We start from the raw sequence: 23,903 nt of genomic DNA on the forward strand, positions 1-23,903 counted from the left end.
AGCACGTTTCCACCGGAAAAGGAGAAAAAAGCCCCCAGGCAGCCCCAACCCACCCCCTGAAAAGGGTCCATCAGGTGGGTCAGAATTCGATGCAAAAGGTGGGTCAGGATTCAGTGCAAATCAACAGGATGTCATCAATCTCTATCAAGCAGTTATGAGCAGCCAACCTTCTCCAACTATAAAATGCCTGCAGCCTCTCTCATCGCCTCGCACAGAGTAGTACAACAAGCCGCCAAACAGGTGCTCGCAGACCTCACCACGCAGATAGCACCAGACGACACGGAGCAAACCATCGCCGCCAAAGCCTACGCAGGCCTGGTTGCCTTGGGCTATCCCGACACCTGGTATTACCAATGCCCTGCGCTGGTTCTATTGGGCTCGCGTAGCTGCCTTTCGGTTTCTGGCCGGGAGTACACGCCAGCAAACGAACCTGTGGGTGAATGCAATCTGGTTACTGTGGATTTGAGCCCGGCGGCTGACGGCCTCTGGGGCGACTGTGCCCGCTCGTTTTACGTCGAAGCTGGTCGGGTCACGGACGCACCAGCGTCCCTGGAGCTAGCTGAGGGGAAGGCATTTCTCACGGACTTGCATCAACGCATGCAGGCAACGGTTCAACCGGACTGGACCTTCGATAAACTGTTCCAGTGGGCGAATGCAGAGATTTCGTCTGCTGGTTTTGAGAATCTGGATTTCCTCGGGAATGTGGGTCACAGCATAGCCACCTCTCGGGCGGACCGGCAGTTTATTGAGGCCAACAACGCGCATCTTCTGGGCGGTGTTCCGTTCTTTACGTTCGAGCCCCATGTGCGACGTAAAGGGGAGCGTTGGGGCTTCAAGCACGAGAATATTTTCTACTTTGATGCCAGCGGTGTGCTGGCTGAACTCTAATCAAATATCAAAACTGGCAGAGAACTGATGCATTGTCCACGATGTAACGACCTGCTCACCAGCACTCCGGAACAGCCTGATGTTCTGACCTGTTTGGGGAGCGGGACTGAATACAGTGTGAGCGTATCTCAAGAATTGAAGCAGGTGTATGGCGACTCTCAATCTCTCAAAGTCGATGCAATTGATACAACTGCACGCGGTTGGTTTTGCCCCGGCTGCGGCGTAAAGATGCCCCCGACAGCAGGCTTCACCCCACCAGTCTGCCCCCTATGTACGAAGCCTTTGTCACATAGTCTTTACCAACAAATTGTGGAGTTCAACCCTCACAATCAGAGTTGAGTCTTCCGACCTCATACTGGATTTGGGTTGTGCCCGTGACAGGCCATCGGGAGTTTGGCAGCCATTCAACACATACCTGAATGGGTTCAATTTTTCTTCGGATTATGGGACTGGTCAGGCATCTATGCCCAATGAGCAAACCGACGGACGAAGCCCTGCGCTTTTCCCAGAGTATCCGGGTATCTATCGCCAACTCAGAGCAAACATCTCAACATGAATAGAGCAGATTTCTTCTTCAGCGCGATAGATGCCGTAGTGGACCTTGATGACCCACTAGAGGCTCGCTCGGCACATAAATTCATGATTGACGCTTTATTTCGAGTGCAACAAGAGCTGCCGTTGCCAGTACAAAAGGCGGCAACAGTCGCCCACCAGTTTCTTGCGGGCATACTCGAAGAACGTACTCTTGTCGCTGAGCGCGTAAAGCTATGGAAATTTATTGCCGGCCGAGACATGTCACGAGAGAGTGAGGTCTTGCGCACCAGAGCTGCTATCTGCGTGATGTCCCCGCCCGAAAACTCAGACATGCATGAGCGCATCGCTTTCTTTTTGTATATGTGGGTTGCGGGTGGGCTCAGTGAGGCGCAACTCGCAGCCTCGATTGAAAGCACTTATGGAATAAAGACTGCGCCAGGACAGGCAGAGCCGCTGTGAGCATCGCATGGGCTCATTTCTCTTTCAGACGTGTCGAACCTAAAACTAGGTGTGCTGACTGCAACAAAGAAGTAGCTTTCGGGGGCGCTGAAGAACGTCATGGTCAATGCAAATTTAAGTGAATTGCCCAACTGGATTGAGGATTGCAAGGGGCAGCAACTCGAAGCAATTTGGGTGGGAATCCGACGGAACGACGGGTTTAATTTCACACAATCCAAGGAGCTGTTTTTCTCTATCCTTCGACGGCTAATACGTGAGGGGCAACTCCTCGTTGACACCAGAGTCGATGCTCGCTCACTTCCTTGGGGTAGCGAACAACCGGAAATTATCGCTTGGCTTGAAATGCATTTCCCTAATGAAATTGCGGCCGATGAAGGCTTGTGGTTCATCGACAATCTTGAACGTCCAGATGGACAGTATCCCGGTGCATGCGTATGGCGAGCAGCGGCCCTGAATGGCGAAGATATTTGGGCCTGATATGGTTCCAGCTGGGAATTCGTTTGGGCAGACGGGACAAATCTGGCGAGAGGAGGCCTCAGTGTTTGAAGTATTAGACGAGATGCTGAGCAAAGAGTGCTCAGTAGACTACTGGGGAGACGAGCTGATTTTAAAGGCCTGGCGCGCCGTCGACGAATTCTCCGAAGAAGACTGGTCAAGCTTATCCCAGGTTTGGCGAGACAAACCTGAGGACTGGCAATACTGGTCTGTCCCGGTATCCGTGGACACCAGGTTAAGCACTGAGTGCTGAATGGCGCTGCTCAAATTCAACCGGGGTCAGATACCCCAAGGTCGAATGACGGCGATGATGATTGTAAAACCGGATGTAATCAAACACGTCTGCACGGGCTTCGTCGTAAGTCCCGTACCGGGTCAGGTGAACCCGTTCCGCCTTGAGTGAACGGAAGAAGCTTTCCATCGCAGCGTTGTCCCAGCAATTGCCCGCTCGGGAATGACTCGGGATGATGCCATGTCGTTTCAGCAGGCTCTGGTAATCAAAGGCGCAATACTGGCTGCCACGGTCCGAATGGCCTTCGCACCTTCTGCAATCGCTTCGGCAACCCGTTTTGTATGGCCGTAGCCGGAATGAAAAACGACGACGCCTTTCGGCTCTGAAAAACGAATATTCATGATGACCTCGAAAGAGACGGGTTATTGATGGCTGTTGCCTGGTAGAACCTGGCGGCCCGTGGGCAAACGGGTGGGATTGGTTCGCTCAATCATCCAGCCTGGGTATTCCGGCTCGAGCTTGCTCACGCCATCAAGCGTGGCCATGTCCTCAGCGTCGAGTTGCAGGTCGACGGCGGAGAGGTTTTCCTGGAGCTGTGCCAGTCGTTTTGCACCGGTGATAACCGAGGTGACAAAGGGCTTGGCCAGTAAATAAGCCAAGGCAATGCTCGCAACTGTGGTGGCATGCTTGTCAGCAATCGAACGCATCGCGGCAACGCACGCCCACGCTTTGTCTTTGTTCACTGGCGGGAAGGGATGGATTGTGTACTGCGCGTAGGGCCTATCGTTGACGAGACCCTGGTGGCACGCAAGCTGGGTGCATTGCAGATGATTAACGCAGCAAGCCCGGCTTATCTGGCAAAGTTCGGGACACCCCGCACACTGGCCGACCTCTTTGACCAGGGCCATCGCATGGTTCATTACACGCCAACGTTGGGAAATCGGCCCTACGGCTGGGAATACCCTCGATTGCCAGAAGGAAATCGTGCTTTTCTCGAGCTGGCGTGTGTCTCCTGGCATTGAGTGAGGAGCAAATCTGCTTCCAGATAATTTTCAGCCCTACTTGAGCTTGGATATCGTGATGAAGCGGTACCCGGATGAGGCACATTTTGTTAAATGCCAAGACATTCCCAAAATCGAGGTCCGGATGCTCCGAATTGATAACTTGGTCCCACCCAGCATTTGCCAGAGCAGCCAGTTGAGCTCCCAACGCCATGGCAGCTTGGGTCGCTTCACCCTCAGGGGACTCAAAGGGGAGCAGTACATGCTCGCGAAAATGTGTGTCTTTTGTGGGGAGCAGGCCTAGAAGACGCTCACGTGTTTCCGGCTCATTTAGATGCGTCAAAAGTGAGGATAAATGACGGGCACCGAGCGTTCTCTCGTTACTGTCGGCCAATTCAAACAGTCTGGCGAGCAAATGCAAAAGCGGACCATAAAAATCGGAATGGGCTGTGGGTAAAACCGTTAAAACCCGGTCAGCGCTGTCAAAGGGATGACTCCCTCTGAATACGTCCAGTTCAGCGCTCTCTTCCGGATTTTGTAGGTCAAGAACGTAAAACTCATCGGCACGCCCGGCTTTTTCTGCAGCCAGGGCAAGACGGTCACGCAAATCCTCATCAGGCGTGGTGTCGATGAAAATCCACCCCCGCTCATTTGCAGTCTGCTCAATCAATGCATCTTCTACCAGGCCAGCCAGGCCAGTATTGGCAGCCCCCTCAATCAAGACATGATTGCAAAGGGTCACCTCGGACAAAACGGAATGATGAGTAACGTCTTCATTTTGACCGAGGACCTGGTCGCGAATTCGGGATAAGAAAGTCATGGATGTCATGTCACCCTGAAATCAATATCTGTCACTTCTCTCGAGTGACGGAGAACTGCGCCGCGCCCGATGAAACAGAAATATATGGCGTCACTTCACCCAAGTCGGTCTGAAACGAAACCAGAACCCGGGGCGGGAGGCTCACGGTGACCAACCCGTTTTCCATCGATACTGTGACGTTGGTTTTGCTATCCAGAGGCATGTTGGTCAGGGCGACACTTTTCACTTCGGCGCCATTTTCAACAATGCGGTATCCGGCGACCAGGAACGTGTCTTCTTTTTTGTTCCGGATAACCAAAAACTGGACACTGTTATTCCGGTCTTCTCCCTGGAAAAAGCCAAGGTATGCAGCGGGAGGCCAGCCCTCCGTATCACTAAACCGTGTCAGGCGAATCGACGCACTGACCACAACTTTCTTCGCGGACGTCCCAACAACCTGAAAGTCGAATTGGCCCGGAGCCGCTGAGAGTGTGACCGGGACTGCTTTACCAGGTAGCCCGGTGGCGACAGCCAGGCGCTGAACAAACGCATCATCACACAGGCGAGTTCGCTGGAGTGCTTCGCTGCCCATCACACAGGAGCCGACAGCATTGTCACTCCCGGCACTATCCTTGGCACAACGGGCCACATCCTGTCCGGACTGCAGAATATCCGCATTGGCGTTATCGACTGCCTTGGATAGCACGGAATCCTGAACCGCAGAAATACGTGTAGCGCGATATTCCTCGTAGTGCTTCAGATAACCTGAGAAGGTTTCGTTCGTGTTTTGCATCGCCTGCTTCATCGCCTTGGGCGTTGAAGCTGTGAAATGCTGAATGTTCTCGTCGGTTAGCTTCTTCTCAGATTGCCAGTAGGTCGCACAGTAAGCTGCCGACATGTCTAGTTGTGACGGTTCGGCATGCGCGAATGGGGCAAGTCCCGACAAGACCGCACCGAACAAAATAGCGGGCCCCACAACCTGGCTACCGAATAGATTCACGAAGCTCATGACAGCCTGGTCAATTGTGAATGGAATCAGAAAGAATGTTGCGTGCCGCCAGCGAATCAGAAGGCTCAAAACTGACTAGTGCCCCACTGCCTGCGCTGATATGCAATCGACCGCATCCTCTACATTGCCATAATTTGCGCATGGAACGACCTAATATACTGCGCACCTGGTTGCACCGTTCTTCAGCGCTGTTTTCCCCCGAACTTATCGTACTATCTATCGCCTCCAAAACGCTGAAGAAACTTTCATCAGGTAGCAAGTGTGCTGCCGCTGGAGAGCCATCAACGTCCACGATGAGTCGACCACACTGGCAATGGATTTTCATATAGTTCCAAGTGTTTCGAAGGGTAAAAATCAATGCCCTGAACCGGACAATGCAGAGCGTTTTACATTCCTGTTTCTTTACGAAATTAAACCACTCGCACATCCGTGCTATCTCGGCCATTATTAGGTTTTGCTAACCGCCCGACAATAAATTCAATTGGGCGTCTCAACTGTGGATAAACCAGTATGACTATCGAATTCTCCAAATACACCACCGCCCAGCTCCAGCAACTGCAGGTGGAAGTAGGTCAGGCCATTGAGCGCCGTAAAGTGGATGACAAGAAGAACCTCATCTCCGAGCTGCATGCCCTGGCTGCCGAGAAGGGTTTCAATCTGAAGGACTTGCTGGGTACTGGAGACTCAGGTGGCAAGAAGAAGGGGCCGGCAGCCGCCAAATATGCAAACCCCAAAGACAAGTCTCAAACCTGGTCTGGCCGCGGTCGCAAGCCGGTATGGGCGCTCGACCACCTGAACGCCGGCGGTAGCCTGGACGACCTGGTTATCTAATTCTGCACGACGACTATGGAACGCCCACAGTCGATTGAGATAGACCTCGCCTCTGTCACAACGCCCGAAGAACTTCAGGTGGTTTTGGCAGAGGCTTTGTCTTTTCCGGGATGGTACGGACATAACTGGAATGCATTCTGGGACGCCATCACCGGCTTGGTTGAGATGCCTAGAATCCTGCATTTGCAGGGATTCTCAGAGCTGGCTGCGAAGCTTCCAGGTGATGCATTACTGCTAAAGGGCCGCCTGGAGGACATGAAGCAGATGTATCCAGACCATGCGCCAAATGTCTTCCACGAATAAAATTTAGATACTTCGTTTTCTGAGCCCGCCCCATGACCAGCCCCAACTGCACACTAACTGCAGAAATGTACAGCCCACCCTTCGGAACCGGAGCCCCATGCCTTTGGTTCTTTATTCAGGGTGTTCCGCTTCAACTCTGGGCTGAAAAACAATTTACTGAAACTGGTTATGACTTCAGGGTCGAGGCAACTGCTGTTGCTCAAATCTGGCTGTATGACGACGACGAAGACGCGTTAGCGATGGAGCGCATCGCGCCAGCAGAGAGTGGCACATCGACAGTTGTCCCTATTCTCGTCTGCTCAGATGACATGGATTTTGGCTGCATTGTGATTGTTGCTGAACAGGTTGTAGAGGATGACACCGTGTCATGGACCCGGTTGGGGTTAAGTGCTTCGACAGGGCTTAAAGTCGGGGTCAACACTAGGTGGCTTACCAAATGTGATGCTGTATTCGACCTTGCCGAATTTTCAGAAGCTGTTGAGCGGTTCAAGCAACTACGACACGTGAAATGAGCTGGAAGAGAGCGTTTTGATGAGCAAGGAACAAGACGGCTTCAATCGAACGGGCCAGCTCGTCGTGTGGCGAGACAGTGTGTCCGCTGGTGACGACGTAGAAGCGCCACACGAAGTGCGCGTTGAGATTGAACGCGAATCGACTCTCGCCGGGATTGTTGCCATGCTCGTTTCGGATGGCTACCTGCCCAACATTTCTGGCGGTAAAGCATCCTGGATACTGGTATCGGGCACGCAAACTCTTGCCGTTCTAGCCCAGCAGTGGAGCAAACCAGAGTATCTCGTCCCAAGCACCGAAAGAATCGAGTCCGTGGTCGACTTCGCAGGCAGGAGCCACCTTCAGTTTAGGTACTGGGTTCAGGCTGAGCCGGACCAGATACTTGAAAGTTTGCGCAACGGACAGCCACTCCCATCGCGGTACTGAAGGCGGTCCACGTAATCTCAAGGAAAAAGATGTCAGAAAACAATCCACTCGCTGAGGTTCGCAAGAGCATTGATAACCTCGACAACGCCATCGTGGCCATCTTGGCCGAACGCTTCAGGCTCACGGAGCGGGTGGGCGTTATCAAGCAATCTGAATCTTTGCCGGTCGAGGACTTAGACCGGGAGCGCCTGCAGGAAGCTCATTACCGCGAGCTGGCTGTCTCTTATGGTTTGAATCAGGACACGCTCGTTGAAATCATGAAGACCATCATTGGCCAGGTGAAGAAACGTCACGCGGATATCATTGCCGAGCATACAAAGTAAGCCGAGCAGCCAGGGAAACCCGGATGAACCTATACAAAGTAGCCCTTCCTCTCGAAGACAAAATGGCATTGGCCGCAGCTCGCTCCGGCATTCGCAGGATTGGTGCGATAGGCAGGCCCAAAGACCCACAATTTGAAGGCATTTTCGGTTGCGAACTGGAGCTAGTATCGGGCGAGGTCATTCTGGTGGAGGCTGGGCAGTACGACCTCGAATATAAGTTCGAAGTCTTCCCCATCAAGGCCGTCGTCGCTTCATCCTTTACCGCTCATGAGGCGCATGCAGTGGTTCTTCAGCCGCCGGTAGAAGTGCATCTATTGGAAACAGCTGATTGGCTAGACCCTAGCATCCCGTGCGAAGGCGCAATTGGGCAGAATCCAATCATGCAATGCCAGGGTTTGCCAATTGATGTACCTGTAAGCGCTGTCGCCGCCTGCCAGTACTTCGGCGGGGTTGAGTTTCGTGGCAGCAACGGTGAGAGCATCTTGATTGCGACATTACCGTTTCCATACGCCATTCATGTCAGCGCCTTCGAGCGATGCGGGAAGGTGGACCGGGCAACATTTAATGTGCGGTCAGTCGATGACACTGACCTCACGCATTTTGTGTAGCGCGGGAGTATCTGGAAGTTATTTTGGATAGGTAAGTTCGAAAAAGGTAGTGACCCGATGAGTTCAGACTTAGACCTACTCCTTAAGTACGTTAGCGGTTATCAATCCGGTATTTACACGAAAAGTGAAGCAGTTGGTTCGATTCTCAAACTACTCAGCACCCCAAACTTTGCCGAACTGTGGCCACATATTCCCGATTGGGCGCAATCTTCCATATGGGATTTCTTGAAAGAATGTAACGCCGACACAGTCCTTCATGACATCTCGACCTACTCAAGCGGTGTTATCGACGTTAACTTGATTTCACTAAAGCATTGGCTCTCTCAGATGCGCTGAAAACCGACAGAACTAAATGAAGAAACTGCCGAGAATGGGACAGATGCTCTCATTGATTGATAACAGTGACTCGCTTCAATGGCACACAGTCTCCTCATTCCTTCCAGACCCAGAGCGCCTGCGCGTCTACGATGGCATTCTCGATTTCGGGTGCTGGAGAACGGAGCTAAACGCTCTCGATTTAATCTCTGCCATGGCCGCCTATGGGCCCAAAGTTGAGGCATTGTCGGTAGTGGTTGCAGGGAAACATAGTGGCCCGGACCCAGATGCTATGCAGATGGCGTCCTCAGTTTTGGGCCGGTTGGTCGAAGCGCTCAGGCCTCTTCGCGAACGCTATCCAGATTTCCCGATATCGAATGACGAATGGATGCTGAATACCATCTGGTTCCCCTACCAAACACGAGGGCCTTGCTGGTTCGCGGCTTTTGATACGGAATATGACGGGTTAGCTCAGTTCTGTTTTCAGAGGCGTCCCGACGGGGGTTGGAGCGTAGACCAGTTGCTGGGTACAGGTAATGGCTTGGTTGAGGGGGTTTTTCTGGCGCGAGAGTGTATTGAGCGGCTCAATCGCCCTGAGGTTTCTGATGAAGGCTTTGACCGCATACTCCTCCGCATCCAGGAAGAACGTCTGGTTGGGCCGGAACTGATAGATGCCCTCAGCTCGGTCGTGGCCAAGGAAGTCGTGGGTTTGCCGGCGTGGGAGCTTGAGCATCTTGGAGGCTGCTTCGAACGATATCGAGAGGTAAACACGTGATTAGCCGTTTCCGAAAACGTAGGATGTGTTTGCCAAAACTACGGGGCGCCTCCCTGCAATGAAGCCAATTGGACAGCAAATACCTACAGGTGATGCCCATACCTGGAAGGAAAGAAGCCGTGGCTACGCCTCAATTAGTCATTTGCTTCGTGACTTGATAAGTACGTATGACGCTCACAGGAATGATGCTGGAGCGTTCCTGTATGAGGTCTTTGACGCGTTCACGTTGGATGAGCTCACGTACGTCTGGAAATGGGATGCGGATGGCTCTGGAGCTGGCTTGTCAGACGCTGAGCTTGATAAAAGATTGGCGCATCTCCTTGCCAGCGATGGTTGAAGTTCAGGGGAAAAACGAGCGATAAATTCTTATGAGCTTATCCAGAATCTTTATTGCCACGGCATTGCTCTCCCAACTAGTGCAAGCGGCCGCACCACCGCAGAGTAAAACATGCACGCTTCCCGTTCCTGATGATGGTGAGGTCAAGGCATCCTTTCCCAATGAAACTGGGTGGGTTGATAAAGCAGGCAAAGGGTTCGTCGATATTCAATCGACCAGTTCCGAACGTATCCGCGTTTACTTCAATCGCGAGACACAGTTCTACACCAGCTTTGGTGGGGATTATGAGCCTACTGACTTGGCGCACGGTCAACGAGTTTGGGTATGGTTTAAGGACTGCAAACCGGCAGTCCGTGGCAGTGGTACCGCGGCATTTCTGCAGCTCTATTCCAGGGACCCAGCGGACCAGCCCATGTGAAGGTTGCTTATTCCACGCCTTAATCTGATGAGTTCAACAATTACAAATATGCCTCCAACAACCTGGGACCGGCCAGAAAAAGCAGTCATACAGGTCTTTTTAGGTTATATCCTCAAAAAGCATTTGAGATTACTGCCCGTTTTTCGCCGCCTCCAATAGGCTCGGTAATGCTTAAATCCGTTCCGGAAGGTCAGGTTATAGTTTTCATGGATTTTCCTGGCCACGCACCCGGAATAAAAATCCCTACTATTTGACGGTTGGTCGACGTTGTCTTGCAAGGGTGTATTGACGCTTTATGGTTAATCTCCACCCAGGAATTGCTTAAAGACACACAGCGCTTTTACCGTGAAATGGCGGTATTAAAACGGGACCTGATCGGTCCCGTTTTTTGTTGGGCGCCCGTCTGCCGATGGCGCGCAGCGGGTCGTCAGCACCTTAGTGCGGTTCAAGATCGCCTGGTTTCCATTCTTTGCTGAAGAACGCTTTGGTGGGCCCGTACAGGCGCAGGATCACAAAGTAGCCTTTCTGCGGCAGCGTGCGCAGCCAGTTCTTGCCCGCGCCCGGGTTGTCGGGCCCAAAGCTGATATCAATGCTGCCGTCGGCGTTGGTGGCGGGTTTGTCCATGGTATTGATCGACGGGAAGGCTTGTCCGTTATCCACACCAGCGGCGGTGATCGAGTCGTAAATGGTGACTGACCAGAACAAGGCCGCAGGAATGCCCTTGGGCAGGTGCAGCGTGTACTTGTTGCTGCCGTTCAGAAAGTGCCCCTTGGCATCGACAAACGTGGCCGGGTATTTGGCGCCGACGTTTTCCATGTTCACCGCCATGCCAGGGCTGGCCGAATAGGCGTTGGTGAAGAAGCCCGTGCGCGGATCAATGTAGTTAAAACCAGGCGCGCTGAAGGTGGCATTGCCGGGGAAGACGTTCAGCCAGCGCCGGTCCGGGTACCACGTACCGTTCTCGACGATGCTTTGCGGCAGGTACGACACCGTGTGTCCCATATTGGCGGCAGTCCGGGCGGCCTGGTCGAGCAAGGTGGCTTGTTCCGGTGTCGGCGCAAATGGTTTGTCTGCCCTGACGCCCACTGCCGCCAGCATGCCGCGCATTTCCAGATCGGCCGGATCAACATATTCATGCTTGATAAACCGGTCGAGCATCGCAAACGCGCTGCCATCTTTCGGGTACAGCATGTTCACCGGCACGCCGGAGGCATTGGGGAACTGCATCGGTTTGGCTGATGCCGCCTTGCCCAGCGGGTAAATACGGGTTTTTTCCATCACCGCGACAGGCGCGGCCAGTTGGTGCGGGTCTTTGAAAAAGCCGCGCCAGAACACGAACACGTTATACGTGCGCGAGCGCATGGTGATGTAGCCGTCCGGAATATCGCCCTGGTAGTCTGGCGGCAGGATCAGATACTTGCCGCCCTTGCCGTGATCCGGCCCCGGCAAGCCCACATCGCCGCACCATTGGCGGCCTTCAATCTGACCCACCGTGCAGATCGGGCGCTGGAAGAAGTCATCCAGAATGCCCTGCATGCCAGGCGGCACCTCAATCACCATCGGGCCGTCCTGTTTGAGGTCCAGGTAACCCATGGCATAGATGACGTCCGAATTGGGCGTGGTCACCAGCGTTTTGGCGTTGAGGCGGTCTTTCCAGATCGGCAACACGTTGTAGCCGGCGCCGAAGGTTTTTTCAGAACCCTCTTTCATGGCGTACATATTGAGCGCCGGCAGCGCCCAGATATAACTTTGCACCGCGCGCTGGAAAAACAGTTCGTCCTGCAATTTGCGGGCGTCTTCGGCAGACGGGTAGCCCTGCGGGAAAGGCACCGACGCAAGTGCCTCATAACGGGCATCGGCCGCGTGCACATTCAGCGCCAGGCTGGCCAGCAGCCCGGCCAACAGTGATTTTTTCATGATGGATATCCTTGCTGCGGGTTACTGGGCCGGCTCGACCGGGGGCGGCGTCCACTGTCCGCCAGTGACCGCCGCTTCAGGCCAGTACGCGCGGACATACAAAGAGAAGTTTTCATCTTTGGGGGCCGGCAACCAGTTGGCGCGTCGGGCCGGATCAGTCGGCGCATCTGCCTGCACATAAATGGTCAGCGAGCCATCTGCGTTCTTGTGCAGGTCCTTGTTTTTGGTGCCCAGCGAATAACGCTTGATGTCATTGGGCGCGAAGAAGTGGTCTTCGTTGTACAGCGTGAGCGACCAGAACCCCTTCACCGGCGGCAACTGGCCGGCCGGGAAAGTCACCGTGTACTTGCCGGCCCCGTTCAGGCGCTGGCCTTTGACGTCGAGCGCCTGGTAGAAGTACTTGGTCTCGTTGGGCTTGTTCACAAAAATATTGGATCTGGCCACGGCCGTACGCATGAAGTAGTCCGTGCCGAACGCCGCGCCGTTGCTTTCGGTGGTCCAGTTGTACGGCAGCGGCAACCCGTAGCTCTGAAATTGCAGCAGCGGTTTGACGAGTTCTGCTTCGGTCTTTTTCGCCTCATCAATCATGGCGGCCTTGAGAGCCGGGTCTTGCTGGGCCGCGGCCACCAGTGCGCGCATGGTGGCGTAACGGGCGGCTTCGCCCGGCAGCGGCGGTGCGTCGTTCAACAGGGCAGGCAGCTCATCAAAGAACTTGTCCGGGCTGACCCATTGGGTTTCGCCGCCGGTACCGCTGTCTTGCGCCGGGAAATGCGGCTGGCTGGCCCAGTCGGTGTGCTTCATCTTGCCGTCGTACATACTGAGCGGGTACATGTCGACGCCGGCAATCACGGACTGGATGGCCTTGCGGTCTTCAGGCGTGTCATCCATGAACACGCGCGGAATCACAAAACCGGTGTTGGTTTTGGCGCGGAATACTTTGGTAATGCCGGCGGGGACCTTGCCTTTCCAGTTGGGGCCCACCAGCAGGTAAAACCCCGGCTTGGTGCCATACATCTTGCCGATATCGGCAAAGCTGTCCGAGCGCAGATCCACCACCTGATATACCCAGAAACGGCTGCCGAAGTCCGGCACCTGGATCACGACCGGGCTGATATCCAGACCGATACTGCCCGCGCCGTAGACCACATCCTGGTTGGGGCACGCCACCAGCCGTTCTTGCGGTTCGATATAGTCGCTGAGCATGGAGAGCCGGTTCAGCGGTGCCACCGGCACAATCCCGCCCATCAGGCCCGGATGCGGCAGGTCCTTGAACGTCAACCGGCGGTTGTAGATGTTGGCCAGCGGCCAGCCCCAGAAATAGGTATCGCGGGCAACCAGCCGGGCATAGGCCTCGGTATAGCGGGTGTTGGCAACCGGCCCGGCGACGGTTTCGGTCGCGGCTTGCGATTGGGCGGCCTGGGCAGGCGCCAGCGACAACAACAAGGCGGCGCTAAGGGGGAGCAGCAAATGACGGCTCATCTTGGTTCTCCGGAACAGGTTGGAATGCCCGTCAACACGGGCATGTTGAGATCACGAAATCGGCACACAGAACAGCAATCAAAGACCACCCAGGGTCAGGTTCAGGCCGCCCAGCACGGTCCAGTGCGGCTGGCCGGCACCGTCATGCCAGACGGTGACCTGCGGTTCCAGGTAAAGGTTGTAAACCGTCTTGCCATCACGCCAGACCTTGCCGGCACCGAAACCGGCCGGGATATACCCTTCGCCGTTGTTCAGGTTGAAGTTCCAGATGCCGGTGGAGCGCAGATACCAGCCTTCAGGCAGGTTGTAGATCAGAAAGGGTTGCACCGTGGCGCTGTTGACGTTGGGGCGGCTGTTGTCACCGGCAAAGGAGTGCTGCCACTGCACCAGCGCGCCCAGCAAGCGCTCCGGCGTGGGGTTCACCACCACGGCGGCAAGGCCCGCCTGCCATTTGCCGGTGCCCAGTTCGTCATGCGTGGCGGTGGGCATGGTCAGCAAGGGGCCGATACCAAGCTGCACGTCCTTGTTGCCCATCAAGAAGATATCGAACAAGTTCACATCCCCCAGTGCGGTGCTGTAGCCGCCATCCGGGGCCGGGCGTGTGCTGACCGGGACCGTGAGCCGGAACAATTGCGGGAGCGGCAACAGCCCCGGCGCAACCGGCAAGGTGCCGCGCAGCAAAAAGTCATTGGTGTGTTTGTCCGAGTCAAACAGGGACGGCACGTAATAGTCCTGGAAATTCAGGCCTGGCGCGGGGTTGAGCGGGTTATTGCTTTTGTTGGCATCGTCTGCCGACGCAGAGGCCAGGGCATGGCCGGCAACGGTGCAAAACGCAAGCCATCGCAGGCTTTGCGACAAGATCGACATGATGATTTCCCCATGATGGTGGATCGAAAATCTGTCTGCGGCCGGATTGGCTTATGGGCAATCCGGCCTGCATGGTGATGGGTAAGCGTCAGAAAATGCGGCGGTAGGACAGCATGTACACCTTGGCATCGGCCCCGCCATCGGGCTTGCTCAGGGTGTCGGTATAGGATGCGCTGATGGCATCGGCCGGGGACAGCAGCAGTTGCGCGCCAAAGCCGCCCTGCCAGGTGCTGCCGCCTTCGCTTTGCACCAGGTTGTTCACTTTGGTCTGGCCACCGTGGTTGTAGTACAGGTCAACCGATGCCCAGAATGCTTGCGAGAAGCTGTAGCTGTAATGCCCTTCCAGCCCGATCTTCGGGTCTTGCTTGAGCGTCTGGTGGCCGAGGTATTCATCATTGTTGCCAAACCACTGCACCCACGCGTTGGCCTCGATCCAGCTATTGCCAAACGGGTGCCCGAACGCCAGTTCCGGTTTGACCGCCCAACGGTTCGCGCCGGTATTCACGGTTTTGTTGGCGTCATAACTGCCGGTTGGGGCGGTGACCCACACTGCTGCGCTCAGAAAGGTCTCCGGCTTCCAGCGCATGAACTGGTCGAGCGTCAGCGCTGGCCCGCCAAAAATGTTCTGTACCAGCACGATATTGGTATCGCCCCAGCCGCGCCTTGAGTGATCTACCGCCGTGCCCGGCAAGGAGAGATCAACGTTGGCATAAGGTTGCAGCACCTGAATGCCGGCCACCTTGTCGCCCAGCCCGGTCCAGGCATAGGCAAAGCGGGCAAGACCGACATCGATGGACGCATTGGCATCCTTGATGGGCAGGTTGGTATCGAGCGAGGTGTTGGAATCAACGTGAAAATAATAGGCAAAACCGATCGGGGTATCGATCGGCAGGTTCTGCCAGTCGCGCGCATTATCTGCCTGTGCCAATGCACTGAACCCGCAGGAAATGGCCGCAAAAGCGGTAAAAATGCTTCACCGGCAAGCCTTTGCCTTCAGGCCGGTGCGTTGATTCATGGGGGTTTCCTTCAGGAGATTTTGATGATGCGTTGCAACTCAAAGTAGGTTAGGAAATGCTTCTGTTCAAGGATTGTTGTCAATAATATTGAGAGTTACAGTAAGTTTCCTTAGGGTTTGCCTTAATGAGTGGCATCAGGCGTAAGCTGAAAACGCAGCTCGCCAGACCTCGTTTCTGGCCCGGGCTTGTCCGGTCAGCCGCTGTGTCTGAACGACCCATGTAGAGAGAAACCGATGCTTGATGCGCTGACCCTGAGTACCTATGCCGCAGTCGTTCTGGCCTTGATGCTGGTGCCTGGGCCGGCCGTGTTGCTGCTGCTGACGCGGACAGCCCAGGGCGGGACGCGGGTGGGCCTGGCGACGGGCGCCGGTATTGCGCTGGGGGATTTCATTCACACGCTGGTTGCGGCGGCCGGGTTATCGACCATCTTGATGACCTCTGCCGTGGCATTCAGCGTGGTCAAATATGTGGGGGCCGCGTATCTGGTTTACCTGGGCGTCCGCGCCATCAAGGCTCCGCTGAGCCAGGCGCACCCGGCCGTGCCAGCCGCGCGCCACCGGGCGTTGATCACGCCCTGGCTGGCTTTCTGGCAGGCTGTGCCGGCGGAAGTGCTGAACCCCAAAACGGCGCTTTTTTTCCTGGCATTCCTGCCGCAGTTTGTGCATGCCGAACGCGGCCATGTACTGGCGCAGTTTCTGCAACTGGGGCTGGTGTTTGTGGTGTTATCCATCAGCTATACCAGCGTGCTGGTGCTGGCCACGCGGCCACTGGCGCGCGTCGTGCGGCATATGGGCTGGCTGCGTCGCTGGCAGAACAAGCTTGTCGGCACGCTCTTTCTGGCGCTGGGCCTCAAGGTTGCGCTGCAAAAGCAATAACCGCATCAGCCGCTGCAGCGGCATCCTGTTAGTCGCCATACCAGGAAGACGTCACTACTTTTAAACCGCCCATGCAAGCCCGATAGTGGAACCTCACATTCTGGAGGTTTACCGCATGCGTATCTTTCTGACGGGCGCGACCGGCTTTATTGGCTCCGCCCTTGTTCCGGAACTACTTCAAGCCGGCCATGAAGTCGTCGGCATGACCCGCTCTGACGAAGGCGCGCGGGCGCTGGCCGCGGCCGGGGCGCAGGCCTATCGGGGCACCCTGGAAGAACCCGAAGGCATCCGGCGTGGTGCGGCAGAAGCCGATGCCGTGATCCATACCGCCTTCGATCATGATTTCTCCAGGTTTGTAGAGAACTGCGAGAAAGACAAACGCGTGATCGCCGCACTGGGTACCGCGCTGGCGGGCAGCAACCGGCCCCTGGTCATTACTTCCGGCACCGGTCTGGGTATGGGAGAACACGGCGAGCCGGCGCGCGAGGATATCTGCAACCTGAGCCATCCCAACCCGCGCGTGGCCTCGGAAATGGCCGGCAATGCCTTGCTGGAGGCCGGTATCAATCTGTCGGTCATGCGTTTGCCGCAAGTGCATAACCCGCACAAACAGGGGCTGATTTCGCCGCTGATAGATATTGCGCGCCAGAAAGGCGTCGTGGCCTGGGTGGGGGACGGGCAGAATCGCTGGCCGGCCGGGCATCTTTCAGATGTGGTGCGGCTTTACCGCCTGGCCATGGAAGCCGCCAGACCCGGCGCGCGCTATCACGCGGTAGGGGAAGAAGGCGTCACCAGCCGCGAGATTGCCGAGGCACTGGGCCAGCGCCTGAACCTGCCGGTGAAATCCATCGCCCCTGAAGACGCCGCCGCCCACTTTGGGTGGATGGGCATGTTCGTCAGCCTGGATATGCCGGCCTCCAGCGCGCAGACCCAGGCCACGCTGGGCTGGCGTCCCGCCGGCCCGACGCTGGTCGCTGACTTGCTGGATGCGCGCGGCCGCTGATTGCGCAGGCCATGCGCCCGGGGCGGTAAGGTCCCGGGTGTGGTTTTACCCGATCCGGAGCGCTCATGTTTGATCACGTTGTTTTTGGTGTCAGCGACTATGCCGCGAGCAAAGCGTTCTTTCTCAAGGCACTTGAACCGATTGGCCTGATCGTGGTGCAAGAAGGCGCGCACGGCATTGAAATGAGCGCTGACGACAAAACCTCGCTCTGTCTTTTTCAGACCGACGAAAAACCCGCCCGCCTGCACCTGGCGTTTGTGGCGCAAAACCGCCAGCAAGTCGACGCCTTTCACCGCGCCGCCCTGGCCGCCGGCGGTACGGACCACGGCGCGCCCGGCTTGCGCCCGCATTACCATGCGCACTACTACGCCGCCTTCGTCATCGGCCCGGACGGGCACAATATCGAGATGGTATGCCATCACCCTGAAGGCCAGCCTTTTCAGCACAGCTAGCTCTCTACCCCTCAACGCTGCCTCGCGCGCACCTCAACACACCTATGCAAAGCTGTATCCGGATTTGTGCTGGCCCGGCCACGTCACCCCGACTGGCAGCACTGCAACACGCGTGGGATGCCCAACTGGCCCCGCACGCGGGTGAGCGGCTGGAACCCCTGTTGTATAACGCGGCGCGTGGTCACGGCCAGCAGGTGGTGTTTGCTGCGGATGGCGACCGGCTCATCGGCTGTGCGGCCTGGGTGTTGCTTGGGGTGGTGCAAGATGGCTGCGCGTACGGCGCGCCGGTGATCGTGCTGGAACCGCAAGCGGCGCCGCCACTGCTTGAGGCGGTGATCGCCGCAGTCAAACACGCTGGCGCCACCCGGCTGCGCATCTCTGCCCGCCCGCAAGAATCCGCCAAACAACAGGCATTGCACGCAGCGGGTTTTACGCCTGTGTTTGATTTTGTGACGTTCAGCCTAGCGTGTTCTGCGACTATCCAGGCCGCCTTGCCTCAGGACCTGACGCCCGTGCCGTTTGAGGCGTTGAACTGGCGCAAGCTGTACGCCTTGTATGGCGAGAGTTTCAGATCCACGCCCAATTCCCCGCTACCGGCGTTTGAGGTCTTCATGGAAGACTGGCGCGATCTCAACCGCGAGGCTTCGCAGGTACTGCAGTCCGCCGACGGCACGTATGTTGCGTTCTGTTTTATTCAGGATGCGGTGGTGGAATCGGTCGGCGTGGACGAAGTGGCGCGCGGGCGTGGCATTGCCAACGCGCTGTATCAGCATGCTGTCGCCACCTTGCACGCGCAGGGTGCGGCGTCTTTGTCTGCCTTGGTGGCCAGCAGCAATACGGCGTCGATGCGCTTGCACCAGAAAACCGGCTTCACCGAAAGCGCCCCGCGCCGGACGGTGTACGAACTGGCCCTGTGATAAAGACACCCGCCGCCTGTGAGCCTGGTCGTGGCCCAGGTGCTGCAGCAAAGAACCAGCTACCGGCTTGATCAATCCGGCTTGTGTGGGCTTGCCTGCCTGGCATTGTGATGTGGCTGGGCCGTTTGCCCCGGATCAACAGCGAACGCAGTTGCCTGGTGCGCAACGCTAACATCACATTGCAACACCGTTACGAACCCGCCGCCCGATCGCGGGTATGATGCACGCATTGTCTGTCCTGCGTTTTTTTACGGTGACAAAGCTATCGTGACCAAATCCAGCCTGGCTCGTATTGCCCACCACCGCGCGTCTCACGTGCGCATCTGGCGTTTGCTGCAAGAGAAAAAACGCGTCGAGGCGCAGAGGCCAGACGGCGCAGGAACCGGCCCCAAGCCGGTTCCCATGCCTGATCTGTACACGCTGCCCTTGCCGCTGGACACGGACAAAAAGCAGCCCTGAACACCCGCTTCAGGCAATAAAGTTCACTACACCGCCATCCACGCGCAACGCTGCGCCATTGGTGGCGGACGCCTGTGGCGAGCTGACGTACACCACCATGTTGGCGACTTCTTCCACATTGGCCAGGCGCTTGATCAGCGAGGTCGGGCGGTGTGTCTGGATGAAGTCCTGCTCCACCTGCGCTTGCGATATCCCTTGTTCCTCTGCGATTTTGCCAAAGAAATCGCCCACGCCATCAGAGCGGGTCGGGCCGGGCAGGACGGCGTTCACGGTCACGCCACTGCCCGCAGTCAGTTGCGCCAGACCGCGTGATACGGCCAGTTGCGCGGTCTTGCTGACGCCGTAGTGGATCATCTCTGCCGGGATATTCAGCCCGGATTCGCTGGAGATAAACACAATCCGGCCCCAGTTGGCCTTGATCATGCGGGGCAGATAATGGCGCGACAGCCGCACGCCGCTCATGACGTTCACATCCATCATGGTTTGCCAGCGTTCGTCGTCAATCTCTGCAAAATCTCGCGGTTCAAAAATCCCGGCGTTGTTGATCAGGATATCGACATCCGGGTGCGCCTTGATAATGGCCGCGGCGCCTTCGGCCGTGCCGATATCTGCAGCCACAACCGGAAACTGCGCGAGCGGGTGGGCAGCGGCCAGCTGGGTCTGGATCTTGTCCAGTTTGGCGCTGCTGCGGCCATGCAGGATCACATTGGCGCCGGCTTCTGCCAGCCCCCGGGCGATGGCTTGCCCGATCCCGGATGACGAGCCGGTGACCAGCGCGGTTTTACCTGTCAGATCAATACGCATGTTGAGTCTCCTGATTACAACCAGATGGAAATACCCGCCCGGCAGGTCGCCACAGCCACCCTGCCCGGATTAAAAGCCTGCCAACACAATCTTTCCGCGCGACGTATTGCTTTCAAGCAAGGCGTGGGCTTTTTTCAGATTGGCGGCGTTGATGGTGCCAAAGTGCTCCGCCAGCGTGGTGCGCAATACGCCCGCATCAACCAGTTTTGACAACTGCGTCAGCAGCTCGTGCTGCTTGATCATGTCGGCCGTGCCAAACATGGATCGGGTAAACATGAACTCCCAATGCAGCGACAGGCTCTTGCGCTTGAGGGCGCGCACATCCAGCGCATCCGGGTCGTCAATCAAGGCCAGTTTGCCCTGAGGCACCAAAGATTCCACGATCTCGCTGAAGTGGGCATCGGTCTGATTAAGGCTGGCGACATAGTCCACTTGATCTACACCAATGCGTTTGAGTTCTGCAGACAGCGGTTTGCGGTGATCAATGACGTAATGCGCCCCCAGTTCAGTCACCCAGGCCTGGGTTTGCGGGCGCGATGCGGTGCCGATCACGGTCAGGCCCGTCAACTGGCGGGCCAGCTGCACCATGATCGACCCCACGCCGCCTGCAGCACCGACAATCAGCAGCTTATTGCCAGACGGGGCGTCGTTGGCCAGCACCTGCAGCCGATCAAACAGCAGCTCCCACGCGGTGATCGCGGTCAGGGGCAGGGCGGCGGCCTCTACAAAATCCAGCGTCACCGGCATGGGGCCGGCAATGCGTTCATCAACCAGATGCAGTTCGCTATTGGTGCCCGGGCGGGTCAGCGAGCCGGCGTACCACACGCGGTCACCCGGCTTGAACAAGGACACCTTGCTGCCCACCGCGCGCACCACGCCGGCGGCATCCCAGCCGATCACTTTGGGCTCGCCGTTTTGCAGGCTGACGCCTGCGCGGATTTTCACATCCACCGGGTTGACCGACACGGCGTGAACCTCAACCAGCAAGTCATGCTCGCCCGGTTGGGGATCAGGCAAGCTCAGATCAACCAGAGAATCGGCCGCGCTGATGTCCTGGTTCTTGAAATAGCCAACTGCTTTCATGATGTTGCTCCTGAGGTCATGGTGTGCAGCCTGTGCTGCAGTTGCAGGCATATTGCGCCGGTACGCGGCTTTAAAAAACAAGCCGCCGCCAGAGTCAGTTTCAATTTATTATTGAAAATAATGCGGTTTTTCGGGCGATGAACATGGTCAGGATTGAAGATTTACAGGTCTTTGTACGGGCAGCAGAAACCGGCAGCTTCTCTGCCGCCGCCAGAGAACTGGACCTGACCCCCGCCGTGGCCAGCGCCGCGCTGAAACGGCTGGAGGCTGAACTACAAGCCCGCTTGTTCATCCGCTCAACCCGCAGCCTGCGCCTGACCAGCGACGGCGAACGCTACCTGGCGCATGCCCGGCAGGCCCTGGACGCGCTGGCCAGCGGGCAAGAAGCCATCCACCGCGACAAACAACGCATCTCCGGCACGCTCAGCCTGTCCATGCCCTCTGATCTGGGGCGCAACCAGCTGATGGTGTGGCTGGACGCATTCCAGCAGCAATACCCGGCCGTCAACGTCCAGATCCGCGTCAGTGATCGCCTGGCAGACTTGTACCGGCAACCGGTCGACATCGCCCTGCGTTACGGCTTGCTGGAAGACTCCAGCCTGATCGCGCTACCCCTTGTGCCCGATAACCGCCGCGTACTGGTCGCCGCGCCAGACTATCTGGCACGCCACGGCGCACCGCAAACACCCGCCCAGTTGCGGCAACACAATTGCCTGCGCTTTGTACTGAATGAAGTCACCCACGAACGCTGGCATTTTCAGCTGGCAGAGGCCGACCACACCGTCACCATCCATGGCGATCGCGTCAGCGACGACGGCGAAGTAGTCCGCCGCTGGGCCCTCACCGGCGCCGGCATCGCCTACAAATCCAGACTGGACGTGCTACCGGATATCCGCGCAGGCCGCTTGATCGCGCTCTTGCCGCAATACACCACCGAAGCCGCCCCGTTCTATTTGATCTGCGCACACCGCCTGCAACTCTCACCCACGGTGATCGCCCTGAGAGAGCATCTACAAGCTTGTTTCAACACGTATTTACAGCCAGAACCGGGCTGATCTGGTGGCAGGCGAGAACGGAAAAAATCAGCATTTTCTAAAAATCTGCGTCAAAAGGCTTGACGGACCCCGAACCTTTGAGCAAAATGCACGGCTCTTCGGGTCGTTAGCTCAGCTGGTAGAGCAGCGGACTTTTAATCCGTTGGTCGCAGGTTCGAATCCCGCACGACCCACCAAAGATACAAGCAAAAGGCTGCCCCTCGGGGCGGCCTTTTTGCTTTTTGGCTTCCATGTAGGCAAATTTCCTAACAATTGGGCGCTTTACCGCACGTCTCCCGCCTGTGTTCTACCGTGGGAGTTTCTCGCACTTCCGCAGATATTCACGCAGTCTTTTAATCGTTTCGATTGTTTCGGCCAACCTGAGACCATGTCTCGCCGCGTTTACTGAAATGTTGGCCTCCCCGGTCAAAGGATGCGAGTCGCTGTTTCCATGCAAGAATGCATGTGGGCAAGAACAAGTTTTCGCACGCAGAGCGGGTTCACAAGAAGGGCGAGGTATGACGGATGAAAATTGGAAAGCTTTCTTTTTCTTGGCGAATCAGATTCTAGGCCAGGGTGATAGGCAGCGTGAAAAGAGCGAGTCGTGGTGTTCATGGACGACTTTCGGAAGGCTGACGAGCGATTGCGGTTACTGGCAAAGTGGCTTGCCTAGCCAGGAACACATACTCGACTACTCTACGGCAGATAACGGGCCGTGGGGCCAGCCTTTTCTTTATACAGACATTGCCCACATCATCATTCCAAGAGAGTTTTACTGGGAAACGAGTTTGCCAACAGGGTTCAGGAACGGCAGTAGATCGCAAAATATCGATGTGCTTTCACAAAAATTGAGTGAGAAAAATATTACTCACCGCATCACTGAACTAGTCCTGGAAATCAAGCTTTACTAAATGTCCACCGGGTAGATTGCGTCGGTTCCAAGTCCAGCCGTGTCTGCCTGCGTGCAGCAAGGATGTGTTTATCGCAGGGCCTCATGCTGGCCAGGCTGTGTGTCGGCTGCCTTGGGTGGCTGGCTCCGCTGAGAGAGTGTTTGACTTGCCCTTGTCGCGGGCCGGACTGGGCGAGGTTTCAAACCCATGTTGTGGATGTTGCATCTTGGGTAATTAAGATGGATAGCTGCGCTTCAAAGGCGTAACTCGCACGTGACTTTGTGAATCCGCAGGACTCGTAAAAGCTGTGGGCTTCGGTGCGATGGACGCCAGAACGAAGGCGTAATCTGGGGTATTGCTGCTGCATTGCCCATGCCCTCGCGGCGGCGACCAGCGTTTTGCCGATACCACGCCGCTGCAGATCTTCCCTCACGGACAGTTCCATGATTTCGGCGTAGCCCGCGGTGGAGAGATTACGGACTCCCGCAACATGGCATACCCCGGCAATGACGCCGTTGCTGTCTTCGGCGACCAGCACCTTGCATGCGTCATTGCCTGTCAGTTGTTCTATCCGGGGGGCGAGTTGCTCTGGAGGCACGCAGTACCTGTCGACTCCCAAGGCGATCAGGGCGGTGGCGATGCCTTCAGCATCAGAGATACGGGCGCTGCGAATGGTGTAGCCAGGGGCGGAGAGCATGGATGGGGTTGGGCTGTTCTGAGTGGATGGGCTTGTCGCAGGGGAAAAGCATATCGTTCACCGGATGAGGGCAAAACCAGGTCAGGGCACAGTGAAGCACGCCAGCAACACGATGCCCCGCATGCAGCTTGAGAATTTCCTGGCTTT

Annotated in this window: 30 protein-coding genes, 1 tRNA gene and 1 pseudogene; 20 read left to right on the forward strand and 12 right to left on the reverse strand. The window is 56.6% G+C overall.

Going from position 1 to position 23,903, the window contains the following annotated elements; all coding sequences use genetic code 11:
* The first annotated feature begins 183 nt into the window (after positions 1–183).
* The 3 genes from IEX57_RS11555 (at position 184) to IEX57_RS11565 (ending at position 2,358) form a co-directional block, all read left to right on the forward strand.
* Positions 184–888 (forward strand): M24 family metallopeptidase, encoded by a 705-nt coding sequence (locus IEX57_RS11555; protein WP_229708987.1) that lies wholly within the window; start codon positions 184–186, stop codon positions 886–888.
* 552 nt (positions 889–1,440) lie between these two features.
* Positions 1,441–1,881 carry a hypothetical protein gene (locus IEX57_RS11560; RefSeq protein WP_188704533.1) on the forward strand — a complete coding sequence of 147 codons (441 nt, stop codon included), beginning with the start codon at positions 1,441–1,443 and terminating at the stop codon, positions 1,879–1,881.
* 99 nt (positions 1,882–1,980) lie between these two features.
* Positions 1,981–2,358, forward strand: coding sequence for a hypothetical protein (locus IEX57_RS11565; protein ID WP_188704534.1), 378 nt, complete (start codon positions 1,981–1,983; stop codon positions 2,356–2,358).
* Between the two features lie 253 nt (positions 2,359–2,611).
* On the opposite strand, the pseudogene IEX57_RS11570 reads toward IEX57_RS11565, so the two are convergent.
* The 3 genes and pseudogenes from IEX57_RS11570 to IEX57_RS11575 all read right to left on the reverse strand — a co-directional run.
* Positions 2,612–2,908: pseudogene (locus tag IEX57_RS11570) on the reverse strand (integrase core domain-containing protein); the annotation flags it as partial.
* Positions 2,857–3,009, reverse strand: a complete 153-nt coding sequence (locus IEX57_RS21145) for a hypothetical protein (protein ID WP_229708988.1) — start codon at positions 3,007–3,009, stop codon at positions 2,857–2,859. The gene IEX57_RS21145 and the pseudogene IEX57_RS11570, both read right to left, overlap by 52 nt.
* A 21-nt stretch (positions 3,010–3,030) precedes the next feature.
* Positions 3,031–3,516: an aldo/keto reductase gene (locus IEX57_RS11575; RefSeq protein ID WP_229708989.1), complete on the reverse strand. Its 486-nt coding sequence runs from the start codon at positions 3,514–3,516 to the stop codon at positions 3,031–3,033.
* On the opposite strand from IEX57_RS11575, the gene IEX57_RS21430 reads away from it, so the two are divergent.
* Positions 3,409–3,630 (forward strand): type 2 periplasmic-binding domain-containing protein, encoded by a 222-nt coding sequence (locus IEX57_RS21430; RefSeq protein WP_373285184.1) that lies wholly within the window; start codon positions 3,409–3,411, stop codon positions 3,628–3,630. The genes IEX57_RS11575 and IEX57_RS21430 overlap by 108 nt on opposite strands.
* 830 nt (positions 3,631–4,460) lie before the next feature.
* On the opposite strand, the gene IEX57_RS11580 is transcribed toward IEX57_RS21430, so the two are convergent.
* The gene (locus IEX57_RS11580; RefSeq protein ID WP_188704536.1) at positions 4,461–5,417 is read right to left on the reverse strand and encodes a hypothetical protein; all 957 of its coding nucleotides are present in this window, start codon (positions 5,415–5,417) and stop codon (positions 4,461–4,463) included.
* A 10-nt stretch (positions 5,418–5,427) separates the two neighbouring features.
* Positions 5,428–5,862, reverse strand: coding sequence for a DUF8617 domain-containing protein (locus IEX57_RS21475; protein ID WP_505965934.1), 435 nt, complete (start codon positions 5,860–5,862; stop codon positions 5,428–5,430).
* A 65-nt stretch (positions 5,863–5,927) separates the two neighbouring features.
* On the opposite strand from IEX57_RS21475, the gene IEX57_RS11585 reads away from it, so the two are divergent.
* The 8 genes from IEX57_RS11585 to IEX57_RS11620 all read left to right on the forward strand — a co-directional run bounded on the left by IEX57_RS11585 (position 5,928) and on the right by IEX57_RS11620 (position 10,263).
* On the forward strand, positions 5,928–6,248 hold the full coding sequence (locus tag IEX57_RS11585) for an H-NS histone family protein (RefSeq protein WP_188704537.1): 321 nt from the start codon (positions 5,928–5,930) through the stop codon (positions 6,246–6,248).
* Positions 6,249–6,263: 15 nt separating this feature from the next.
* On the forward strand, positions 6,264–6,551 hold the full coding sequence (locus IEX57_RS11590) for a barstar family protein (protein ID WP_188704538.1): 288 nt from the start codon (positions 6,264–6,266) through the stop codon (positions 6,549–6,551).
* Between the two features lie 32 nt (positions 6,552–6,583).
* Positions 6,584–7,063, forward strand: a complete 480-nt coding sequence (locus IEX57_RS11595) for a hypothetical protein (protein WP_188704539.1) — start codon at positions 6,584–6,586, stop codon at positions 7,061–7,063.
* A 19-nt stretch (positions 7,064–7,082) separates the two neighbouring features.
* A complete protein-coding gene (locus IEX57_RS11600) occupies positions 7,083–7,487 on the forward strand; it encodes a hypothetical protein (RefSeq protein ID WP_188704540.1) in 405 nt (134 codons plus the stop codon).
* Between the two features lie 29 nt (positions 7,488–7,516).
* Complete coding sequence (locus IEX57_RS11605; protein WP_188704541.1) at positions 7,517–7,810, forward strand: chorismate mutase; 294 nt, start codon at positions 7,517–7,519, stop codon at positions 7,808–7,810.
* 23 nt (positions 7,811–7,833) lie between these two features.
* Positions 7,834–8,418, forward strand: coding sequence for a hypothetical protein (locus IEX57_RS11610; RefSeq protein WP_188704542.1), 585 nt, complete (start codon positions 7,834–7,836; stop codon positions 8,416–8,418).
* A gap of 352 nt (positions 8,419–8,770) precedes the next feature.
* Positions 8,771–9,508: a hypothetical protein gene (locus IEX57_RS11615; protein WP_188704543.1), complete on the forward strand. Its 738-nt coding sequence runs from the start codon at positions 8,771–8,773 to the stop codon at positions 9,506–9,508.
* Between the two features lie 368 nt (positions 9,509–9,876).
* Positions 9,877–10,263: a hypothetical protein gene (locus IEX57_RS11620; protein WP_188704544.1), complete on the forward strand. Its 387-nt coding sequence runs from the start codon at positions 9,877–9,879 to the stop codon at positions 10,261–10,263.
* A 435-nt stretch (positions 10,264–10,698) separates the two neighbouring features.
* On the opposite strand, the gene IEX57_RS11625 is transcribed toward IEX57_RS11620, so the two are convergent.
* The 4 genes from IEX57_RS11625 to IEX57_RS11640 all read right to left on the reverse strand — a co-directional run bounded on the left by IEX57_RS11625 (position 10,699) and on the right by IEX57_RS11640 (position 15,454).
* Positions 10,699–12,180, reverse strand: coding sequence for a DUF1254 domain-containing protein (locus IEX57_RS11625; protein WP_188704545.1), 1,482 nt, complete (start codon positions 12,178–12,180; stop codon positions 10,699–10,701).
* 21 nt (positions 12,181–12,201) lie between these two features.
* A complete protein-coding gene (locus IEX57_RS11630) occupies positions 12,202–13,659 on the reverse strand; it encodes a DUF1254 domain-containing protein (protein WP_188704546.1) in 1,458 nt (485 codons plus the stop codon).
* 78 nt (positions 13,660–13,737) lie between these two features.
* Positions 13,738–14,526, reverse strand: a complete 789-nt coding sequence (locus IEX57_RS11635; RefSeq protein WP_188704547.1) for a hypothetical protein — start codon at positions 14,524–14,526, stop codon at positions 13,738–13,740.
* Positions 14,527–14,614: 88 nt separating this feature from the next.
* The gene (locus tag IEX57_RS11640; protein ID WP_188704548.1) at positions 14,615–15,454 is read right to left on the reverse strand and encodes a transporter; all 840 of its coding nucleotides are present in this window, start codon (positions 15,452–15,454) and stop codon (positions 14,615–14,617) included.
* Between the two features lie 321 nt (positions 15,455–15,775).
* Here IEX57_RS11640 and IEX57_RS11645 point away from each other — a divergent pair, with 321 nt between their 5' ends.
* From IEX57_RS11645 to IEX57_RS11665, 5 genes are all read left to right on the forward strand, one after another.
* Positions 15,776–16,417, forward strand: a complete 642-nt coding sequence (locus tag IEX57_RS11645) for a LysE family translocator (RefSeq protein ID WP_188704549.1) — start codon at positions 15,776–15,778, stop codon at positions 16,415–16,417.
* Positions 16,418–16,532: 115 nt separating this feature from the next.
* Entirely contained in the window at positions 16,533–17,420 is an 888-nt protein-coding gene (locus tag IEX57_RS11650) for an SDR family oxidoreductase (protein ID WP_188704550.1), read from the forward strand.
* Between the two features lie 65 nt (positions 17,421–17,485).
* Positions 17,486–17,872 (forward strand): VOC family protein, encoded by a 387-nt coding sequence (locus IEX57_RS11655; RefSeq protein WP_188704551.1) that lies wholly within the window; start codon positions 17,486–17,488, stop codon positions 17,870–17,872.
* 44 nt (positions 17,873–17,916) lie between these two features.
* A complete protein-coding gene (locus tag IEX57_RS11660; RefSeq protein ID WP_188704552.1) occupies positions 17,917–18,789 on the forward strand; it encodes a GNAT family N-acetyltransferase in 873 nt (290 codons plus the stop codon).
* A gap of 267 nt (positions 18,790–19,056) precedes the next feature.
* On the forward strand, positions 19,057–19,248 hold the full coding sequence (locus IEX57_RS11665) for a hypothetical protein (protein WP_188704553.1): 192 nt from the start codon (positions 19,057–19,059) through the stop codon (positions 19,246–19,248).
* A gap of 9 nt (positions 19,249–19,257) precedes the next feature.
* On the opposite strand, the gene IEX57_RS11670 is transcribed toward IEX57_RS11665, so the two are convergent.
* Both IEX57_RS11670 and IEX57_RS11675 read right to left on the reverse strand, forming a co-directional pair.
* Complete coding sequence (locus IEX57_RS11670) at positions 19,258–20,052, reverse strand: SDR family NAD(P)-dependent oxidoreductase (protein ID WP_188704554.1); 795 nt, start codon at positions 20,050–20,052, stop codon at positions 19,258–19,260.
* 69 nt (positions 20,053–20,121) lie between these two features.
* Positions 20,122–21,135, reverse strand: coding sequence for a zinc-binding alcohol dehydrogenase family protein (locus IEX57_RS11675; RefSeq protein ID WP_188704555.1), 1,014 nt, complete (start codon positions 21,133–21,135; stop codon positions 20,122–20,124).
* 143 nt (positions 21,136–21,278) lie between these two features.
* On the opposite strand from IEX57_RS11675, the gene IEX57_RS11680 reads away from it, so the two are divergent.
* From IEX57_RS11680 to IEX57_RS11690, 3 genes are all read left to right on the forward strand, one after another.
* Positions 21,279–22,190, forward strand: coding sequence for a LysR family transcriptional regulator (locus IEX57_RS11680; protein WP_188704556.1), 912 nt, complete (start codon positions 21,279–21,281; stop codon positions 22,188–22,190).
* Between the two features lie 100 nt (positions 22,191–22,290).
* Positions 22,291–22,366, forward strand: a tRNA-Lys gene (locus IEX57_RS11685).
* 321 nt (positions 22,367–22,687) lie between these two features.
* The gene (locus IEX57_RS11690) at positions 22,688–23,080 is read left to right on the forward strand and encodes a hypothetical protein (protein WP_188704557.1); all 393 of its coding nucleotides are present in this window, start codon (positions 22,688–22,690) and stop codon (positions 23,078–23,080) included.
* A 178-nt stretch (positions 23,081–23,258) separates the two neighbouring features.
* Here the strand turns inward: IEX57_RS11690 and IEX57_RS11695 are convergent, their stop codons facing one another.
* Positions 23,259–23,756 (reverse strand): GNAT family N-acetyltransferase, encoded by a 498-nt coding sequence (locus tag IEX57_RS11695; protein ID WP_188704558.1) that lies wholly within the window; start codon positions 23,754–23,756, stop codon positions 23,259–23,261.
* Between the last annotated feature and the right edge of the window lie 147 nt (positions 23,757–23,903).

The organism is Silvimonas iriomotensis, assembly GCF_014645535.1.
Classification (GTDB): Bacteria; Pseudomonadota; Gammaproteobacteria; order Burkholderiales; family Chitinibacteraceae; genus Silvimonas; species Silvimonas iriomotensis.

Coding starts and splice junctions, on each gene's coding strand:
- IEX57_RS11555 (WP_229708987.1), top strand. CDS start 184: ATGCCTGCAGCCTCTCTCATCGCCTCGCACAGAGTAGTACAACAAGCC.
- IEX57_RS11560 (WP_188704533.1), top strand. CDS start 1,441: ATGAATAGAGCAGATTTCTTCTTCAGCGCGATAGATGCCGTAGTGGAC.
- IEX57_RS11565 (WP_188704534.1), top strand. CDS start 1,981: ATGGTCAATGCAAATTTAAGTGAATTGCCCAACTGGATTGAGGATTGC.
- IEX57_RS21145 (WP_229708988.1), bottom strand. CDS start 3,009: ATGAATATTCGTTTTTCAGAGCCGAAAGGCGTCGTCGTTTTTCATTCC.
- IEX57_RS11575 (WP_229708989.1), bottom strand. CDS start 3,516: ATGGCCCTGGTCAAAGAGGTCGGCCAGTGTGCGGGGTGTCCCGAACTT.
- IEX57_RS11580 (WP_188704536.1), bottom strand. CDS start 5,417: ATGAGCTTCGTGAATCTATTCGGTAGCCAGGTTGTGGGGCCCGCTATT.
- IEX57_RS21475 (WP_505965934.1), bottom strand. CDS start 5,862: ATGGCCGAGATAGCACGGATGTGCGAGTGGTTTAATTTCGTAAAGAAA.
- IEX57_RS11585 (WP_188704537.1), top strand. CDS start 5,928: ATGACTATCGAATTCTCCAAATACACCACCGCCCAGCTCCAGCAACTG.
- IEX57_RS11590 (WP_188704538.1), top strand. CDS start 6,264: ATGGAACGCCCACAGTCGATTGAGATAGACCTCGCCTCTGTCACAACG.
- IEX57_RS11595 (WP_188704539.1), top strand. CDS start 6,584: ATGACCAGCCCCAACTGCACACTAACTGCAGAAATGTACAGCCCACCC.
- IEX57_RS11600 (WP_188704540.1), top strand. CDS start 7,083: ATGAGCAAGGAACAAGACGGCTTCAATCGAACGGGCCAGCTCGTCGTG.
- IEX57_RS11605 (WP_188704541.1), top strand. CDS start 7,517: ATGTCAGAAAACAATCCACTCGCTGAGGTTCGCAAGAGCATTGATAAC.
- IEX57_RS11610 (WP_188704542.1), top strand. CDS start 7,834: ATGAACCTATACAAAGTAGCCCTTCCTCTCGAAGACAAAATGGCATTG.
- IEX57_RS11615 (WP_188704543.1), top strand. CDS start 8,771: ATGAAGAAACTGCCGAGAATGGGACAGATGCTCTCATTGATTGATAAC.
- IEX57_RS11620 (WP_188704544.1), top strand. CDS start 9,877: ATGAGCTTATCCAGAATCTTTATTGCCACGGCATTGCTCTCCCAACTA.
- IEX57_RS11625 (WP_188704545.1), bottom strand. CDS start 12,180: ATGAAAAAATCACTGTTGGCCGGGCTGCTGGCCAGCCTGGCGCTGAAT.
- IEX57_RS11630 (WP_188704546.1), bottom strand. CDS start 13,659: ATGAGCCGTCATTTGCTGCTCCCCCTTAGCGCCGCCTTGTTGTTGTCG.
- IEX57_RS11635 (WP_188704547.1), bottom strand. CDS start 14,526: ATGTCGATCTTGTCGCAAAGCCTGCGATGGCTTGCGTTTTGCACCGTT.
- IEX57_RS11645 (WP_188704549.1), top strand. CDS start 15,776: ATGCTTGATGCGCTGACCCTGAGTACCTATGCCGCAGTCGTTCTGGCC.
- IEX57_RS11650 (WP_188704550.1), top strand. CDS start 16,533: ATGCGTATCTTTCTGACGGGCGCGACCGGCTTTATTGGCTCCGCCCTT.
- IEX57_RS11655 (WP_188704551.1), top strand. CDS start 17,486: ATGTTTGATCACGTTGTTTTTGGTGTCAGCGACTATGCCGCGAGCAAA.
- IEX57_RS11660 (WP_188704552.1), top strand. CDS start 17,917: ATGCAAAGCTGTATCCGGATTTGTGCTGGCCCGGCCACGTCACCCCGA.
- IEX57_RS11670 (WP_188704554.1), bottom strand. CDS start 20,052: ATGCGTATTGATCTGACAGGTAAAACCGCGCTGGTCACCGGCTCGTCA.
- IEX57_RS11675 (WP_188704555.1), bottom strand. CDS start 21,135: ATGAAAGCAGTTGGCTATTTCAAGAACCAGGACATCAGCGCGGCCGAT.
- IEX57_RS11680 (WP_188704556.1), top strand. CDS start 21,279: ATGGTCAGGATTGAAGATTTACAGGTCTTTGTACGGGCAGCAGAAACC.
- IEX57_RS11690 (WP_188704557.1), top strand. CDS start 22,688: ATGACGGATGAAAATTGGAAAGCTTTCTTTTTCTTGGCGAATCAGATT.
- IEX57_RS11695 (WP_188704558.1), bottom strand. CDS start 23,756: ATGCTCTCCGCCCCTGGCTACACCATTCGCAGCGCCCGTATCTCTGAT.